This is a genomic window from Mycobacterium sp. E2327 (assembly GCF_001672675.1).
Taxonomy (GTDB): Bacteria; Actinomycetota; Actinomycetes; order Mycobacteriales; family Mycobacteriaceae; genus Mycobacterium.
In genome coordinates, this window is the sequence record NZ_LZKE01000182.1 from 1 (window position 1) to 15858 (window position 15858).

Annotated in this window: 13 protein-coding genes and 1 tRNA gene; 9 read left to right on the top strand and 5 right to left on the bottom strand. The window is 67.2% G+C overall.

Annotation, left to right across the window (positions count from 1 at the left end; genetic code table 11):
* Positions 1–1154: cytochrome P450 (locus tag A5712_RS21385; RefSeq protein WP_068109375.1), on the top strand; the 1154-nt coding region annotated here is incomplete at its 5' end.
* Positions 1155–1232: 78 nt separating this feature from the next.
* Here A5712_RS21385 and A5712_RS21390 read toward each other — a convergent pair.
* A complete protein-coding gene (locus A5712_RS21390; protein ID WP_068109379.1) occupies positions 1233–2675 on the bottom strand; it encodes an amidase in 1443 nt (480 codons plus the stop codon).
* A 154-nt stretch (positions 2676–2829) separates the two neighbouring features.
* Here A5712_RS21390 and A5712_RS21395 point away from each other — a divergent pair, with 154 nt between their 5' ends.
* The gene (locus tag A5712_RS21395; protein ID WP_156766703.1) at positions 2830–4125 is read left to right on the top strand and encodes a hypothetical protein; all 1296 of its coding nucleotides are present in this window, start codon (positions 2830–2832) and stop codon (positions 4123–4125) included.
* Position 4126: 1 nt separating this feature from the next.
* Here the strand turns inward: A5712_RS21395 and A5712_RS21400 are convergent, their stop codons facing one another.
* Positions 4127–5158 carry a fused (3R)-hydroxyacyl-ACP dehydratase subunits HadA/HadB gene (locus tag A5712_RS21400; RefSeq protein ID WP_068109384.1) on the bottom strand — a complete coding sequence of 344 codons (1032 nt, stop codon included), beginning with the start codon at positions 5156–5158 and terminating at the stop codon, positions 4127–4129.
* 309 nt (positions 5159–5467) lie between these two features.
* Here A5712_RS21400 and A5712_RS21405 point away from each other — a divergent pair, with 309 nt between their 5' ends.
* Complete coding sequence (locus tag A5712_RS21405; protein ID WP_231982192.1) at positions 5468–6085, top strand: DUF5134 domain-containing protein; 618 nt, start codon at positions 5468–5470, stop codon at positions 6083–6085.
* 152 nt (positions 6086–6237) lie between these two features.
* The gene (locus A5712_RS21410; RefSeq protein ID WP_068109385.1) at positions 6238–7224 is read left to right on the top strand and encodes a cation diffusion facilitator family transporter; all 987 of its coding nucleotides are present in this window, start codon (positions 6238–6240) and stop codon (positions 7222–7224) included.
* Here A5712_RS21410 and A5712_RS21415 read toward each other — a convergent pair.
* Positions 7221–8513, bottom strand: coding sequence for an NRAMP family divalent metal transporter (locus A5712_RS21415; RefSeq protein WP_068109390.1), 1293 nt, complete (start codon positions 8511–8513; stop codon positions 7221–7223). The genes A5712_RS21410 and A5712_RS21415 overlap by 4 nt on opposite strands.
* A 105-nt stretch (positions 8514–8618) precedes the next feature.
* On the opposite strand from A5712_RS21415, the gene A5712_RS21420 reads away from it, so the two are divergent.
* Complete coding sequence (locus A5712_RS21420) at positions 8619–9422, top strand: mycofactocin-coupled SDR family oxidoreductase (RefSeq protein ID WP_068109393.1); 804 nt, start codon at positions 8619–8621, stop codon at positions 9420–9422.
* Between the two features lie 184 nt (positions 9423–9606).
* On the opposite strand, the gene A5712_RS21425 is transcribed toward A5712_RS21420, so the two are convergent.
* Positions 9607–9692 (bottom strand) — tRNA-Tyr (locus A5712_RS21425).
* Between the two features lie 68 nt (positions 9693–9760).
* Here A5712_RS21425 and A5712_RS21430 point away from each other — a divergent pair.
* Together A5712_RS21430 and A5712_RS21435 are read left to right on the top strand one after the other, a co-directional pair.
* Entirely contained in the window at positions 9761–10252 is a 492-nt protein-coding gene (locus tag A5712_RS21430; protein ID WP_068109396.1) for a YajQ family cyclic di-GMP-binding protein, read from the top strand.
* A gap of 109 nt (positions 10253–10361) precedes the next feature.
* Positions 10362–11849, top strand: a complete 1488-nt coding sequence (locus A5712_RS21435) for an NAD(P)/FAD-dependent oxidoreductase (protein ID WP_068109399.1) — start codon at positions 10362–10364, stop codon at positions 11847–11849.
* Here A5712_RS21435 and A5712_RS21440 read toward each other — a convergent pair.
* Positions 11777–13219, bottom strand: coding sequence for a trypsin-like peptidase domain-containing protein (locus tag A5712_RS21440; RefSeq protein WP_068109405.1), 1443 nt, complete (start codon positions 13217–13219; stop codon positions 11777–11779). The two genes, A5712_RS21435 and A5712_RS21440, sit on opposite strands and share 73 nt — an antisense overlap.
* 149 nt (positions 13220–13368) lie before the next feature.
* Here A5712_RS21440 and A5712_RS21445 point away from each other — a divergent pair, with 149 nt between their 5' ends.
* Positions 13369–14394 (top strand): NAD(P)H-dependent glycerol-3-phosphate dehydrogenase, encoded by a 1026-nt coding sequence (locus A5712_RS21445; protein WP_152531235.1) that lies wholly within the window; start codon positions 13369–13371, stop codon positions 14392–14394.
* A gap of 232 nt (positions 14395–14626) precedes the next feature.
* On the top strand, positions 14627–15858 hold a 1232-nt coding region (locus A5712_RS21450), incomplete at its 3' end, for a SulP family inorganic anion transporter (protein WP_068109415.1).

A 15858-nucleotide genomic window follows, 5' to 3' on the forward strand; every position in this document is an offset into this window, starting at 1 on the left:
CCGCCGACGTCTATCCCCGCCTGCAGGCCGCGCAGTGGCAGGCGCCGGTCGCGCTGGGGCCGCACGGGCCCGAGGTGCTGTCCTACCACCTGGTGCGGTCCGTCCTTCGGGACCCGCGGTTCCTGATCCCGCCCGGCATCAACCTGCTCGTCCAGGGCGTCACCTCGGGGCCGTTGTGGGACAAGGTGGTCAACAGCCTGCTGTGCCTGGAGGGCGACGAGCACCACCGGCTGCGCAGCCTGACGTCCAAGGCGTTCACGCCCCGCGCGACGCTGCGCCTGCACGACACCATGGCCGCGGTGATGAACGAGCTGGTCGACCAAATCATCGACGCGGGTCGCTGCGACGTGGTCACCGACCTCGCCCGCCCTTACCCCGTCCCGATCATCTGCGCGTTGCTCGGCGCGCCGCGCGAGGACTGGCAACAATTTTCGTTGTGGGCCGACGACGTCTTCAAGGCCTTCAGCTTCACCGTCGATATTCGCGAAGTCGAACCGGTCGTGATGCGCGCGTGGCGGGAGCTCGACGACTACGTCGACGACATGGTCGCCCGGCGCCGGAACAGCCTCACCGACGACCTGCTGTCCGACCTCATTCGCGCCGAGGATGACGGCGACCGGCTCAACGCGGCCGAACTGCGCATGCTGGCCGGCGGCCTACTGCTGGCGGGGACGGACACCACCCGCAACCAGGTGGCCGCCTCGGTGCACGTCCTGTGCGAACACCCGGACCAGTGGGCGCTGCTCAAGGGAAACCCGGAACTGGCGATGCCCGCGGTGGAGGAGACCATGCGCCACTCACCGATCGCGAGCGGAACCCTCCGGCTGGTGGCCCAGGACGCGGAGCTGGACGGCTACCTCTTCCCCGCCGGCACCATGGTCCTGGTGAATACCGCTGCGGCCAACCGCGATCCGGCGGTCTACGACGAGCCGGACCGCGTCGACATCACCCGCCAGGGAGCGCCGCCGATCCTGACGTTCGGCGGCGGTGCGCACTACTGCCTGGGCGCCAACCTGGCCCGGCGCGAGATCGCCGAGGCACTCAACGTGATCGCGGCCCGGCTGCTCAACCCGCGCATAGCCGGGCCGGTGCCGTGGAAACCCATGGTAAGCCTGAGCGGCCCGCTCAGCCTGCCCATCGAGTTCGACAGGTAGGGACGGCCTCTGCGCGAGCAGACGCAGAATCGCATGATTTCGCCCGCAGGGGTGCGATTCTGCGTCTGCTCGCGACCGTCACGGAATCGGCGGACGAATCGACTCCCAGGGATGCGCCGATTCCAGTTGCGCCGCAACACGAATGAGCACATCCTCGCGGCCGTAGGCGGCGGCGAGCTGGACACCGATCGGAAGACCTTCGGCGTTGCAGTGCAGGGGCAGGCTGATGGCGGGCTGGCCACTCATGTTGAACGGCGGCGTGAACACCGCGAACTGGCCGGCACGGCGCATGGGCGCCGTCGGGTGCGCCGGATCATTCTCGAATTCCGATAGGGGCAGCGGCGGTTCGGCCACCGTCGGCGTGAGCAGGAGGTCCCAGCCGTCGGCCCACCACTGCTGCAGCGCCCTGCGGAAAGCCCATACCGCCTCCTGGGCGACGGCGTAGTCGATCGCGGTCAACCGCTGCGCGCGCTCGACGTGCACCCAGTTGACCGGCTCGATGTCATCGGCCGTCACCTCGCGTCCGAGCGTCTGGCCGAACCCCCGCGCCGCCATCGCCAACTGGGTGGCCCACAACGCCATGAACTTTGTCACCAAGGAGGTGTCGGCGAGGCAGGCCGGCCAGGCCGGCTCGACGGTGTGGCCGAGGCCCTCCAGCATCGCCGCCGCGGCGCGCACCGCCGAGACGCAGTCGTCGTGCAGGAATTCACCGCGCGGGTGCACGTCGAGCAGCCCGATGCGCAACCGGCCGGGGTCGGCGCCGACTTCGTCGGCGTAGGGGCGCTGCGGCGGCGGGGCGATGACGGAGTCGCCGACACCGGGGCCGCGCACCGCGTCCAACAACCGCGCCGTATCGCGCACCGTGCGGCTGAGGCAGAGCTCGACGCCCAGGCCGGCCTCGGCGCGGACGGGGCCCGTCGTGATCCGTCCCTGGCTCGGCTTGAGACCCACCAGCCCGCAGCACGACGCCGGGATCCTGATGCTGCCGCCCCCGTCGGAGGCGTTGGCGAACGGCACCATCCCGACGGCCACCGCCGCCGCGGCGCCGCCGCTGGAGCCGCCCGGCGTGCGGTCGAGCGCCCACGGATTGCGGGTCGCTCCCCAGGCCAGCGGCTGTGTGGTGGGCAGGCTGCCCATCTCGGGGCTGTTCGTCCGCCCGGCGATCACCAGGCCGGCCGCCTTGAACCGGGCGACCAGCGTCGTATCGGCCGCGTCGATCTTCGCCGCCTCTTTCAGCGCGACGTTGCCGTTCGACATGGTCTGGCCGGCGAAGCTCGTGTACAGGTCCTTGAGCAGGAACGGGACGCCGCGAAACGGGCCTTTGGGCAGGTCGGGGCCGGCGGCCACGGCCCGGGCGTGATCGAACCACTCGATGACGACCGCGTTCAGCGCCGGGTTCGACCGCTCGATGCGCTCGATCGCCGCCTCGAGCAGCTCACCCGGCGTGACCTCGCCCTTTGCCACCAGCTCCGCCTGGTCCGTGGCGTCCATCCAGCGGGTCTCGTCGGCAAGGCTGCTCATGACTTTTGGTGTACCACGTGTGAGCAAGACGCCCGCGCACAATTCGCGGTCGGTCCGGGCCGGCTTTACGCTCGGTGGTTACAGGAACTTAACGGGGGTTTTGTTGATGCGTGGGATCCGGGGGCGGACTCTGCCCGCACACAGGCTTGCCCTGATGGCGGCGGCCGGCTGCGCCGTCCTCGCGTCCTGTTCGGCAACGGCGGACCCGCCCGCGGCCACGCCGACCACCTCGAGCTCCACCTCGTCGACCACGGCCAACGCGGCGCCCGCGCCGCCCCCGGTGACGGGCCCGTTGGAAAGGGACTGGAAAAGCTACGGCGGGACGGCCTACGTGGGGTGCCCGGAGAAATTCGTGGAGCGCAAGTCGGCGCTCGAGGACATTCGCCCCAAGGTGTTCGACACCAAGACAGGTCAGTACGTCGTGCCGGGCGTCCCCACGGTCCCGGCCGGCGAGACCCTGACGGGCGGTATCTGCGCGCTGACGGGGACGGCCGACAACATGAGGGTCGTTTACGTGGTGACGACGACCAAGCAGGGGCCGCAACCCGAAGCCACGAAGGCCACGGCCTACGCTTTCGACCTCAAGACGAGCCAGCCCCTGGTGACCAAGGAGCTGGCGCCGCCGACGCCCGACCTGAAACTGACGGCGGCGAACGAGTGGGGTCTGGCGGCGACCGCCACCGGTGTGGCATGGGTGAACGCGTTCACCGACGGGCACAGCGCCGCATCACCACCGCGCACCGTCATCCTGTCCGGGACCGATCTGTCGATGATGTGGAACGACCCGCAGCCCGGCCGGGTGTGGCAGGACGTGCTGTCGTTCCAGCGCAACACCGACGCGGCCAAGGCGTCGGGAGCGGAGCTGCGCCGGCCGAGCGGGGAAGCGATCTATCAGGACAACGACATCTGGACCGTCGACGGCGAGTTGTCGGACGGACCGGACGCACTGGTGAAGATCACCCACTGGGATTCCTACAACCCCCCGGTGGTGTCGACGATGTTCTACGACCTGAACGCGAAATCCCTTATCAAGGTTGGCGATTCGGATCGGGTTTCCGGCGGCGGGCTGTCCGCCACGTTGTCGGACGGGAAATTATTCGTCGACGCCCTCAAATCCGACAATTCACAGTTCGGGTTCGGCGTGTGGAACCTGCGCACCCAGCACTGGGATCTGTTGAAGACGCGCGATGACGCGAAGAAGATGTCGATCGCGAAACTGGCGTACTTCCAAGACCACCTCTACATCACGAACGTCGGCAACACATACGCCGTCCTGGCCCTGCCCGCCGCCGATCCGGTCGCGACGACGTGGTCGGTCCGGCCGTTCGCGCGGATCTCGGGCTGGACGCTGGTGTGCCGCGGCGAGAACGCCGCCGCCCTGAACGGGGATTGCAAGGACATCGTGATGGTGCAGGACCAGGACGGGCACTTCCCCGGTCCCTGGTTCTGAGTCAGCGAAAGCGGACGTTCAGCGTCGCCATCCCGAAGATCTTCTGGCCACCGGACTTCGCCGCGACCACGACGACACCGCTGCGGGTCTCCGGGTCCAGGGACTTGATCCGCCCGGTGAACTCGATGTCGGCGCCCTCGGCGGCCGACACGACCGCGGGCTGGGACAGCCGCACCGCGTACCGGGTGACCGCGCCGGGATCGCCCGTCCACGCCGAGGCGAATCCCGCCCCCAGGCCCATGGTGAGCATTCCGTGCGCGATGACGTCGGGCAGGCCGGCCAGCTTGGCGATGCCCTCGTCCCAGTGGATCGGGTTGGCGTCGCCGGCCACGCCGGCGTAGTTCACCAGGTCGCCGCGGGACAGTCGGGTGTGGTGGGTCGGTAGCTCGTCGCCGACCTTCACGTCCTCGAAGGACGGAGTGCCCGGCGTGCGGGTGGCGCCAGCTTGCGCGACCCGAACCTCGCCCTCGGGGCGCACCGTCTTCTGGTATCCGGCACCGCCTTCACCGATCGCGACGATGTCCACGTCGTGCATCATTATTTTCGGCACGGCCAGCTTGATCGCGGGATCGACGTCTTCGGCGGTGATGCCGACGACGGTGGTGTGCAGGGTGTGCACCCGCTCGCCGTCGGCGTCGGTGAAGGTGTTGGTGACGGTGATGAAATCTCGGCCCGCGGTCCGGCGCACCGACGTCAGCTCGACGTCGACGAGCAGCTCGTCGCCGGCCACTATCGGGCGGTGCTGCTCGAACACTTCTTCGGTCTGCAGGTAGGTGTCGTAACCGACAACCACCGACTCGAACATCCGGCGATTGCAGGTCATGCCTGGGACCGACGTGAACGTCAGGGGCGCCACCAGCCCGGAGTAGCCCAGCTCGGCGGCGGCGGCGACATCCCAGTGCGCCGGGTGATAGTCCTGCACCGCGCGGGCGTATTCGCGCACCTTCTCGCGGCCGACCACGTAGGTGCCGTCCATCTGGTAGTAGTGGCCGACCCGCGATTCCAGCGCCGGCGCATCCGCTGCTGCGGTCATAAATGCTCAACTTTCCTGCCGGCCTGTCTGCTGACGCCGGCCGGAACACCCTAGCGCGCCGACACCTGGGCGACACCCGCAGGTCATGTTCTCGTGACGCTTGACCACAGATACCCTACGGGGGTACCGTCACGGCCATGAACGAAACTGGAAACTGTGCCTGCAAATCAACTGGCTGTGCGTGCGGTACCTCCGCGTGCACTCAATCGGCCGGCTGCCAGTGCGGCCATCCGGACTGCACCTGCAACGACTGATCACTCCTAGCTGAGGCCTCGACCCCGTCGGGGCCTCAGCTATTTTCTTATGCTGATGGGCGACGTCGTGCGATGGATCGTCACCGCACTCTTTGGTGTCAGCATCGCAACGTACTCGTATACCCTTGTCGCGCAACGCGGTCGGTGGACGAGCGCTGTCAACCACCTTCTACACCTGGCCATGTCGGCGGCGATGATCCTGATGGCCTGGCACGCCGGAATGGAATTGCCGAGCGCCGGGCCGATTGCCTTCTTCCTCTTGGCGGCCTTGTGGTTTGCGTGTCTGGCCGGCCGAGTTTCCCGCGACCGAGTGACCAACTCCTACTACGCCGTGATGATGACGGCGATGGCATGGATGTACGCGGGGATGAGCGGCGATCACCAGCCAAACCTCGCAATGCCGGATTCCATGGCCATGGATTCGTCCGGGATGGACATCAACGGTCCCGCACTGGAGATGTCGGCACCACAATTGTCCTCGAGCGTAGCCGGACCGGTGAATTTGATCGCCACCTTCGGGTTCGCGGTTGTGGCGCTGTATTGGCCTTGCCGCTACATCGCTTCGCGGCGAACGCATCCCGAACCGCGTGCCACGTTGGTCGCGCGATTGGAACCGATATACCAGGCGTTCACCGCGGCAGGCACAGCGCTGATGTTCGCGGCGCACCTGTAGGGCAGCCGAGGACTTACTCGTGTCGACGCCGCAGTCGGGCGGGCTCATCGAATTGCAAGCAGCACAACGAAACCGATCGGCCCGTGCTTTCGCCCCGGCGCTGCCGCAGACTCGAGTTCGCGATCGCCGTCACAATAACTTATTATCTGCGTATGCATGCAGATAGCCATGGCCACGACCATGGGCACGAACACGCCCACGGCATTAGGGGCGTCGTGGCGCAGCTCTTGATGCCGCACAGCCACGACGCCGCCGACAGCGTCGACACCGCCCTGGAATCCAGCGCCATCGGCATCCGGGCGGTCAAGGTCAGCCTGGTCGGGCTGGGCGCGACCGCGATTGTGCAGGTGGTCATCGCCGTCGTCTCCGGATCGATCGCGCTGGCCGCCGACACCATCCACAACTTCTCGGACGCGCTGACCGCGGTCCCACTGTGGGTCGCGTTCGCGTTGGGCACCCGCCCGGCGACGCGGCGCTATACCTATGGCTACGGCCGGGCTGAGGACATCGCCGGCTTGTTCGTCATCGGCATGATCACGCTCTCGGCGATCATCGCCGGCTACGAAGCCATCCTGCGTTTGATCCACCCCGTCGCGATCGAGCACGTCGGCTGGGTCGCGGCCGCCGGCGTGATCGGCTTCTTCGGCAACGAAGTCGTCGCCCTGTACCGGATCCGGATCGGGCGCCGGATCGGGTCGGCCGCCCTGGTCGCCGACGGCCTGCACGCCCGCACCGACGGATTCACCTCGCTCGCCGTGCTTTTCGGCGCCGGCGGCGTCGCCCTCGGCTACCCGCTGGCCGACCCGATCGTCGGCCTGGTCATCACGGTGGCGATCCTGGCCGTGCTGCGCGGCGCCGTGCGCGACATCTTCCGCCGGCTGATGGACGCCGTCGACCCCGAGCTCATCGACACCGCCGAAGCCACGCTGGCCGCGCGCCCCGGCGTCCGCAGCGTGCGCAGGGTCCGGATGCGCTGGATCGGGCACCGCCTGCACGCCGACGCCGAGCTGGACATCGATCCCACCACCAGCCTCGAGGACGCCCACCGCATCGCGCACGACGCCGAACACCAGCTCACCCATGCCGTGCCCCGGCTGGACAGCGCGCTCGTGCACGCCTACCCGGCGCACACCGGCTAGGTGAAGCCGAGGGCCTGCGGGACCATGTAGAGCCCGAAGCCCATAACGACCAGGCACAGGGCCCAGGCGATGTATTTGCGGGGACCGCGCATGCGCCACTCCTCGGGCAGCGCACGGGATTCCAGGGCCAGCAACAGGCCCAACACGATGGGCAGGAGCAGGGCGTTCATCACCTCGACGTCGACGGCGAGGTTGACCAGGTCGACACTGGCCAGCACGAGCGCGGCGCCGATCACGTGCGCGAGGCCGTACGTGATGTAGAACTTCGCGGTCGCGCGGTTGGGCCGCTGGTTGAGGGTGTGCTTCCAGCCGAAGACCTCGGACAGCCCCCATGCGCCGGCGAGGGACGCGACGATCGCGGCGACCAGCGCCGCGCCCAGCATGCCCAGCCCGAACAGGACCGTGCCGCCGACGCGGCCCAGGTACGGCGTGAGCGCGTTGGCGATGTCGCCGACTGTGTTCAGCGCGGTCTCGCCGCCGTGGGCCCCGATCGTCGAGGCCACCGTGACGACCACCGAGATCATGATGAGCTGGGTCAGCACGGCGCCGGCGGCAGTGTCGTGGCGCGCCTGGCGGATCGTAGCCACCGACAGGTGCTTATCGACGACCGCGCCCTGCTGGTAGAACACCATCCAGGGCATGATCACGGCCCCGACGTTGGCGGCGATCAGCAGCAGATACGACGAGTTGCCCAGCGGCATCGACTTCAGGCCCTCCACAAAGGCTTTGGGCTCGGGCCGCGACATCACCATGGCGACCAGGAACGCCAGTTCGGCCGAGCCGATGATGAGGCCGATGCGTTCCACGCGCCGGTAGCTGCCGGTCAGCGCCAAGGCCAGCAGCGCGGCGGTCGCGATCGGGATGCTCACCCAGCGCGAGACGCCGAACAGCTCTCCGACCCCGGCGACGCCCGCGAACTCGGTGAGCAGCGCCCCGATCGCCGACGCGAACAGCGTGAACGCCGAAATCCACGCCCAGAAGCGGCCGAACCGTTCCCGGATCAGCGCGCCGTGCCCCTTTTTGGTGACGATGCCCAGCCGCACCGTCATTTCCTGCACGACGTAGAGGATCGGCATCAGGATCAGCTGCGGCAGCACCATCCGATAGCCCCATTGGGCGCCGGACTGCGACGCGGTGATCAGCGACCCCGCGTCGGTGTCGGCCAGCATCACGACCAGGCCCGGGCCCCACACCGTCAGCAGTCCCCAGCGCAGCCACCGGCCGCGGCGCGAAACCGATCCGGGCGGCTGGTCCGACGCGTCGGCCACCGGTGTGGTTGTTTCGGTCACCCTCGGCTAGCTCCTTCGTGCGGCGGCAGCGACAGACCCATCCAACTTAGCCTTACCTAACCAGCCGGTGTCAACGCTCCCGGTTTGCGGTTACCGTTGCCCGCTATGGGTGCATTGGACGGGCGCGTGGCGCTGATCACGGGAGCGGCAAGGGGACAGGGGCGCGCGCACGCCCTGGCACTGGCGGCCGAAGGCGCGGACATCGTCGCCGCCGATGCGCCCGGGCCGATGGTGGACCTGACCTACCCCCTCGGCACCGAGGACGACCTGCGAGACACGGCCAAGCGAGTCGAAGAGCTCGGCAAGCGTTGCCTCCCAATAGCTCTCGACGTGCGCGACTCGGCACAGGTCGACGCCGCGGTGCGGCAGACGGTGACAGACATGGGTGGCCTGCACATTGTGGTGGCGAACGCCGGCATCGTCAGCACCGGTCCCCTGGAGCAGGTGAGCGACCAGGTCTGGCAACAGCTGCTCGACACCAACCTGACCGGTGTATTTCACACGCTGCGCGCGGCCATCCCGGTGATGCGACAGCAGCGCTTCGGCAGGATCGTGGTGACGTCCTCGATGGGAGGCAGGATGGGCATCCCCGAGTTGGCGGCATACAACGCCACCAAGTGGGGCATCATCGGCCTGGCCAAATCCGTCGCCCTCGAGGTCGCCAAAGAGGGTGTGACGGTGAACGTGGTGTGCCCGACGACAACCCAGACACCGATGGTTCAGCCCTCCGAAAGTGACGAGGTTCCGGACGATTTGGTGCGCCGGATGATGAGGGCCAACCCGATACCTCAGCCGTGGCTGCAACCCGAGGACGTGAGCCGCGGGGTCGTGTACCTGGTCACCGATCCCGGAGTAATCACCGGCAGCGTCCTCGAGATCGGCCTCGGTGGCAGCGCGCGCATGCACTAATCCGATGGTGGCGACCTCCAGTCGGCTCGCCGTTGCTCAGCGCAATGAAACGCGTCGAGTTAGCCGGGGCTTCGCAGGTTGCGCCGAGACCGCTGTTCTCCACTCCCGGTACGCAGCCGCCTTCACCGGGATTGACGGAGGGTTGTGAACGTCGCCCCGCGGCCGCGCAAGTAGGCCCTGACCTTGGTGGCAGGTACAGGATTCGAACCTGTGTAGGCGTAAGCCGACGGATTTACAGTCCGCTCCCATTGGCCGCTCGGGCAACCTGCCGCCAGACAGGTTACAACGAACGGGTAGACAAGGCACAAACGGCTATCACCCGAGGAAGGACGGATCGAATGGCGGACTCATCGTTCGACATCGTCAGCAAGGTCGATCGGCAGGAGGTCGACAACGCGCTCAACCAGGCCGCCAAGGAGCTGGCCACCCGTTTCGACTTCCGCGGCACCGACACCAAGATCGAGTGGAAGGGTGACGAGGCCATCGAGCTGACGTCGTCCACCGAGGAGCGGGTCAAGGCCGCCGTCGACGTCTTCAAGGAGAAGTTGATCCGCCGCGATATCTCGATGAAGGCCTTCGACGCGGGCGAGCCGCAGGCCTCCGGCAAGACGTACAAGGTCAGCGGGACCCTCAAGCAGGGCATCAGCAGCGAGAACGCCAAGAAGATCACCAAGCTGATCCGCGACGAGGGCCCCAAGAACGTCAAGACGCAGATCCAGGGCGACGAGGTCCGCGTCAGCAGCAAGAAGCGCGACGATCTGCAGGCCGTTATCGCGCTGCTCAAGCAAGCCGATCTGGACGTGGCGCTGCAGTTCGTCAACTATCGATAGGTATGCACGCCCCCATCGGATCCGCGAGCCTAACGCCACTGCGAAATTTCGCGCCATTTTTCGCAGCGCGGTTAGGCTCGCGGCGTTGGCTTTCCAAGCGAGGTCCACAATGACGGTGACTCCGCAGCAGGTGGACCAGTTCGACGTCATCATCGTCGGCGCGGGCATCTCCGGCATCGACGCGGCCTACCGGATCACCGAGCGCAACCCGGACGCGACCTACACCATCCTGGAGCGCCGGGCGCAGATCGGCGGCACCTGGGACCTGTTCCGCTACCCCGGCGTTCGCTCCGACAGCAGCATGTTCACCCTGGCGTTTCCGTTCGAACCGTGGAACCGGAAGGAGGGGATCGCCGACGGCGGCCACATCCGCGAGTATCTGAGCGCGACCGCGCGCAAGTACGGCATCGACCGCCACATCCGCTTCAACAGCCGTGTGCGCGCGGCGGATTGGGACTCGTCCATCGACATGTGGACGGTGACGGTCGAACAAGACGGGGCCAGCAAGAGCCTGCGAAGCCGCTTCGTGTTCTTCGCCAGCGGCTACTACAACTACGACGAGGGCTACATGCCCGAGTTCCCCGGCATTGAGCACTTTGGTGGCACCGTCGCGCATCCCCAGCGCTGGCCCGAGGACTTGGACTACAGCGGCAAGAAGGTCGTGGTCATCGGGAGCGGGGCGACCGCCGTCACGCTGATCCCGTCGATTGCCGAGCGCGCGGGAAAAGTGACCATGCTGCAGCGATCGCCGACGTATCTGGTCTCGGCGTCCAAGTACGGCAAGGTCGCCCCCGTCGCTCGTAAGCTGTTGCCGCGCAAGGTCTCTCACCTGGTGCTCCGGATTCACACCGCGCTGATGGAGGCGGTGTTCGTGTTGTTGTCCAGCAAGGCACCGGGTTTCGTGCGGTGGCTGCTGCGGCGCCGGGCGATCAGCAAGCTGCCCCCCGGCTACGCGGTCGACGTCCATTTCAAGCCGCGGTACAACCCGTGGGACCAGCGGATGTGCCTGATTCCCGACGCCGACTTCTACAACGCGATCAAAGCCGGCCGCGCCGAGGTGGTCACCGACCGCATCGATCACTTCGATGCCACCGGGATCGTGCTCGAATCCGGTGCACACCTCGACGCCGACATCATCGTCACAGCGACCGGCCTGCAGCTGCAGGCGCTGGGCGGGGCCGCCATCAGCCTCGATGGCGAACCGGTCGATCACCGCGACCGCTTCGTCTACAAGGCGCACATGCTGGAAGACGTGCCCAACCTGTTCTGGTGCGTGGGTTACACCAAGGCGTCGTGGACGCTGCGCGCCGATATCACCGCCCGCGCGACGGCAAAGCTGATGGCGCACATGGCTTCCCACGGCTACACGCACGCCTACCCGCACCGCGGCAACGAGCCGATGGACGTCAAGCCGTCCTGGGACATCAAGGCCAACTACGTGAAGCGGTCGGGTCATGCGCTGCCCAAGTCGGGCACCCGTCGGCCGTGGAATGTGCGGCAGAACTACTTCGCCGACGCCCTCGACTACCGCTTCGACCGCATCGAGGAGTCGATGGTGTTCGGCCGCGCGGCCGACCGGGCGTCGCTCGCGGGTTGAATTCGCGTCCCGCAATTGGGGCAGAACGTTTCGGCGGGGTGGTGTTCGGCCCCGCAACTCGAGCAGAAGTGCGGTTCGGTCTCTGTCGGCGGTTCCGGGGGCTTGCGCGTAAACGGCCGGAAACCCGAGATCCTGACCGGGTGTAGCAGCGGCCGGCGCCTTCGCACCACCAGGAACGTAAATCCCGCGCCCGCGGCAAGCACCAGCGCGACGCCACCGACGATGTACCACAACAGGTTTGCGCCGCTGAGCACCGAGAAGTCACCGTGCTGCTCGCGCAGGTTGGCCGCGCTGGTGCGGAGATCGGCCAGCCCGGGATAGTCGGGTGACATCGACAGCGTCTGGTCGAAGTCGTCGATCGCCTCGGTGTATTGGCCCGCGTAATAATGCTTGAGGCCCTTGCGGTAATAGGCGTCGGCGGGCCCCAGCGAGGCCTTGACACCCTTGCTCGCCATCACCGCGGCGAGGCCGTCGGCCGGCGCGACGAAGTTGAACGCCTGCGGTTCGCCAACGGGGGCGAAGCTGTTGATGCCGATCACCTTGCCGTTGAGGTCGACGGTCGGGCCACCGCTCATGCCCTCCGAGACCGCGGCATCGATCTCATACTCGGCGGCCGAACCCATGGTCGACTTCTTGCTGACCTTGCCGCTCTTGTTCGTCGGGTCCAGCGAGGGACCGGTGACGTTCTCGGTGCTCTGCGAATAGCCCACCGCCAGAACCGATGTGCCGATGCTGACGTCGGCGTCGGTGGCGAGCTCGGACGACGGCATGTTGTGCTTGTCCACCTTGAGTAGGGCGACGTCGCCCTTGCCGAGCGGCCGGAAATCCACCACGCTGGCCGCGAGCTTGCCGGCGATCTTGGTTCCGGTGCCGTACGACAACGCGAGGCTGATTTCGGGGCCCCGGTCGGGGTTGTCCCCTTCGACCCGCGCGTTCTTGCGCAGCCAGTCCAGGGTTGTGGCGGGATCCCGCGATTCGGGCGCGTCGGGGAACTGGGTGACGTATTCCTTGGCCGCGCGCTTGAGGATGAGCAGCTTGGCGCTCTCGGAATCGACGCAATGTCCGGCCGTGGCCACCCAGCCGTCGGGGTTGACGACGAAGCCGGTGCAGCTCCAGATCGCGATGAACGGCATGGTGGTACCGGGGCCGAACTGAGACAGGATCTGGCCGTCGGGCAGCCGGACCGCGCCGTAGCTCTGGCCCGCGAGGTACATCACCGCCGGCCGGATCATGGCCGCCGCCCGTTCCTCCGGGTTGACGCGCGGACGGCCGTCGTCGGCCGCCGCGATCCCGGGCGAGCCGACCAACACGGCAAGGGCGGCCGCCGACAGCAATGCGGACACGCGGCCGCAACGAGCGCGTCCGGACATGCATCCTCCTCGTATGAACCTGTCCCTTGACGATCGGGCATGCCGGGCGGCAGAAGTAGGGGCGGAAGTCCCCTGCCGTCGGGTCCTTGGTTCCGAGAAACGCACAGTTGGTGAACTGCTTCTAAATCTCCGATGGCGGCAATACTGTGATCGCCATGGCTATGCGTGAACCCAACGTTGTCGTTCTGGGTGGCGGATCATGGGGGACCACCGTCGCATCGATCTGCGCGCGCCGCGGGCCAACGCTGCAATGGGTGCGTTCGGAGGAAACCGCCAACGACATCAACGACAACCATCGCAACACGCGCTACCTCGGCGAGGGCGTCGAACTGAGCTCCACGCTGCGCGCGACCAGCGACTTTGCCGAGGCCGCCAGCTGCGCCGACGTCGTCGTCATGGGCGTGCCCTCGCATGGCTTCCGGGGGGTCCTCACCGAACTGGCCAAGGAGCTGCGGCCCTGGGTGCCGGTCGTGTCGCTGGTCAAGGGGCTCGAGCAGGGCACCAACATGCGGATGTCGCAGATCATCGAGGAGGTGCTGCCCGGCCACCCGGCAGGAATCCTCGCCGGGCCGAACATCGCGCGCGAGGTGGGCGAGGGCTACGCCGCCGCCGCGGTGCTTGCGATGCCCGACCAACACCTTGCGACCCGGCTGTCGGGCCTGTTCCGCACCCGGCGGTTCCGCGTGTACACCACCGACGACGTCATCGGCGTCGAGTTGGCTGGTGCGCTGAAGAACGTCTACGCCATCGCCGTCGGGATGGGCTATTCGCTGGGGATCGGGGAGAACACCCGCGCGCTGGTGATCGCGCGTGCGCTGCGCGAGATGACGAAGCTCGGGGTGGCGATGGGTGGCAATCCCGACACCTTCCCGGGGCTGGCGGGGCTCGGTGACCTGATCGTGACCTGCACGAGCCAGCGCAGCCGCAATCGCCACGTGGGCGAGCAGCTCGGCGCCGGCAAGCCGATCGACGAGATCATCGCCTCGATGAACCAGGTCGCCGAGGGCGTCAAGGCCGCCAGCGTGATCACCGAGTTCGCCAATGAGTTTGGCCTGAACATGCCCATCGCCCGCGAGGTCGACGCGGTGATCAACCACGGCTCGACCGTCGAGCAGGCTTACCGCGGCCTGATGGTCGAGGTTCCGGGGCACGAAGTCCACGGGTCGGGCTTCTGATTCGTCAACCAAACAACTCGTAACGAAATTATTTGCATTCCATATGCGCCCGCGCGGGCGGCTTGACCCGCGCTTCGTCGCGCCAATACCGTCTAACGAGGCAGCCAGGCCCTGACGGCCGGATCGCGCAGTTGTAATCGCCTGTGCGCCAACAAGCTACGCCGACGTAGCCAAGTGCAGTTACGGGGCTCGGAACATTCCCCGCTTACACCCAACGAGTGGAAAGCGACCGATGCAAGACATTCAAATGGAACGCATACGATCCATCCTCCGACACGACCTGCCCTCGTCCCTGGTGGTTTTCCTGGTCGCACTGCCGTTGTCGCTGGGGATCGCGATCGCCTCGAACGCTCCGGTGCTGGCGGGGCTGATCGCCGCGATCGTGGGGGGAATCATTGTCGGGTCCCTCGGCGGATCGCCGCTGCAGGTGAGCGGTCCCGCCGCCGGCCTGACGGTGGTGGTCGCGGGCCTTATCTCCGACTTCGGTTGGGGCGTAACGTGTCTGATCACTGCCGCCGCGGGCGTGCTCCAGATTCTGTTGGGGCTCAGTCGTGTTGCGCGCGCCGCGCTGGCGATCTCACCGGTCGTCGTGCACGCCATGCTGGCCGGAATCGGGATCACCATTGCGCTGCAGCAGGCGCACGTCTTGCTGGGCGGAAAATCCAAAAGCACGGCCTGGCACAACCTGATCGGCCTGCCGGGCCAGATCATCGATGCGCATCGGCCCGGGGCGCTGCTGGGCGCGCTGGTGATCGTCATCTTGATCGCCTGGCGCTGGGTGCCGGCTCGGCTGCGCTTCGTGCCGGGACCCCTGGTGGCCATCGTTGCGGTGACGGTCGTCTCGCTGGTCCTGCCGTTCCACGTGCGACGGATCGAGATCGACGAGTCGCCCCTGAATGCGCTGCGACTGCCCGACATTCCGCACGGCAACTGGGGCGCCGTGGCCATCGGCGTCATCACCGTCACGCTGATCGCCAGCGTCGAAAGCCTGCTGTCGGCGGTTTCGGTGGACAGAATGCACAACGGCCCGCGCACCGACTTCGACCGCGAGTTGATCGGCCAGGGCACCGCTAACTTCCTGTCCGGGACCATCGGCGGGCTTCCGGTAACCGGTGTAATCGTCCGCAGCTCAACCAATGTCAATGCGGGCGCGAAATCTCGCGCCTCCTCGATCATGCACGGCGTGTGGATCCTGCTGTTCACGGTTCCGTTCGCGGAGTTGGTCGAGCAGATCCCGACGGCGGCGCTGGCGGGCCTGCTGATCGTCATCGGTATTCAGCTGTTGAAGCCGGCACACATCGAAACGGCAATGAAGCACGGGGATCTCGCCGTGTACGTCGTGACCGCGGTCAGCGTCGTCTTCCTCAACCTGCTGCACGGGGTGATGATCGGGCTCGCCCTGGCCGTCGTGTTGACCGGATGGCGGGTGATTCGGGTCAAGGTCGACGCGAAGCCGGTCGGCGG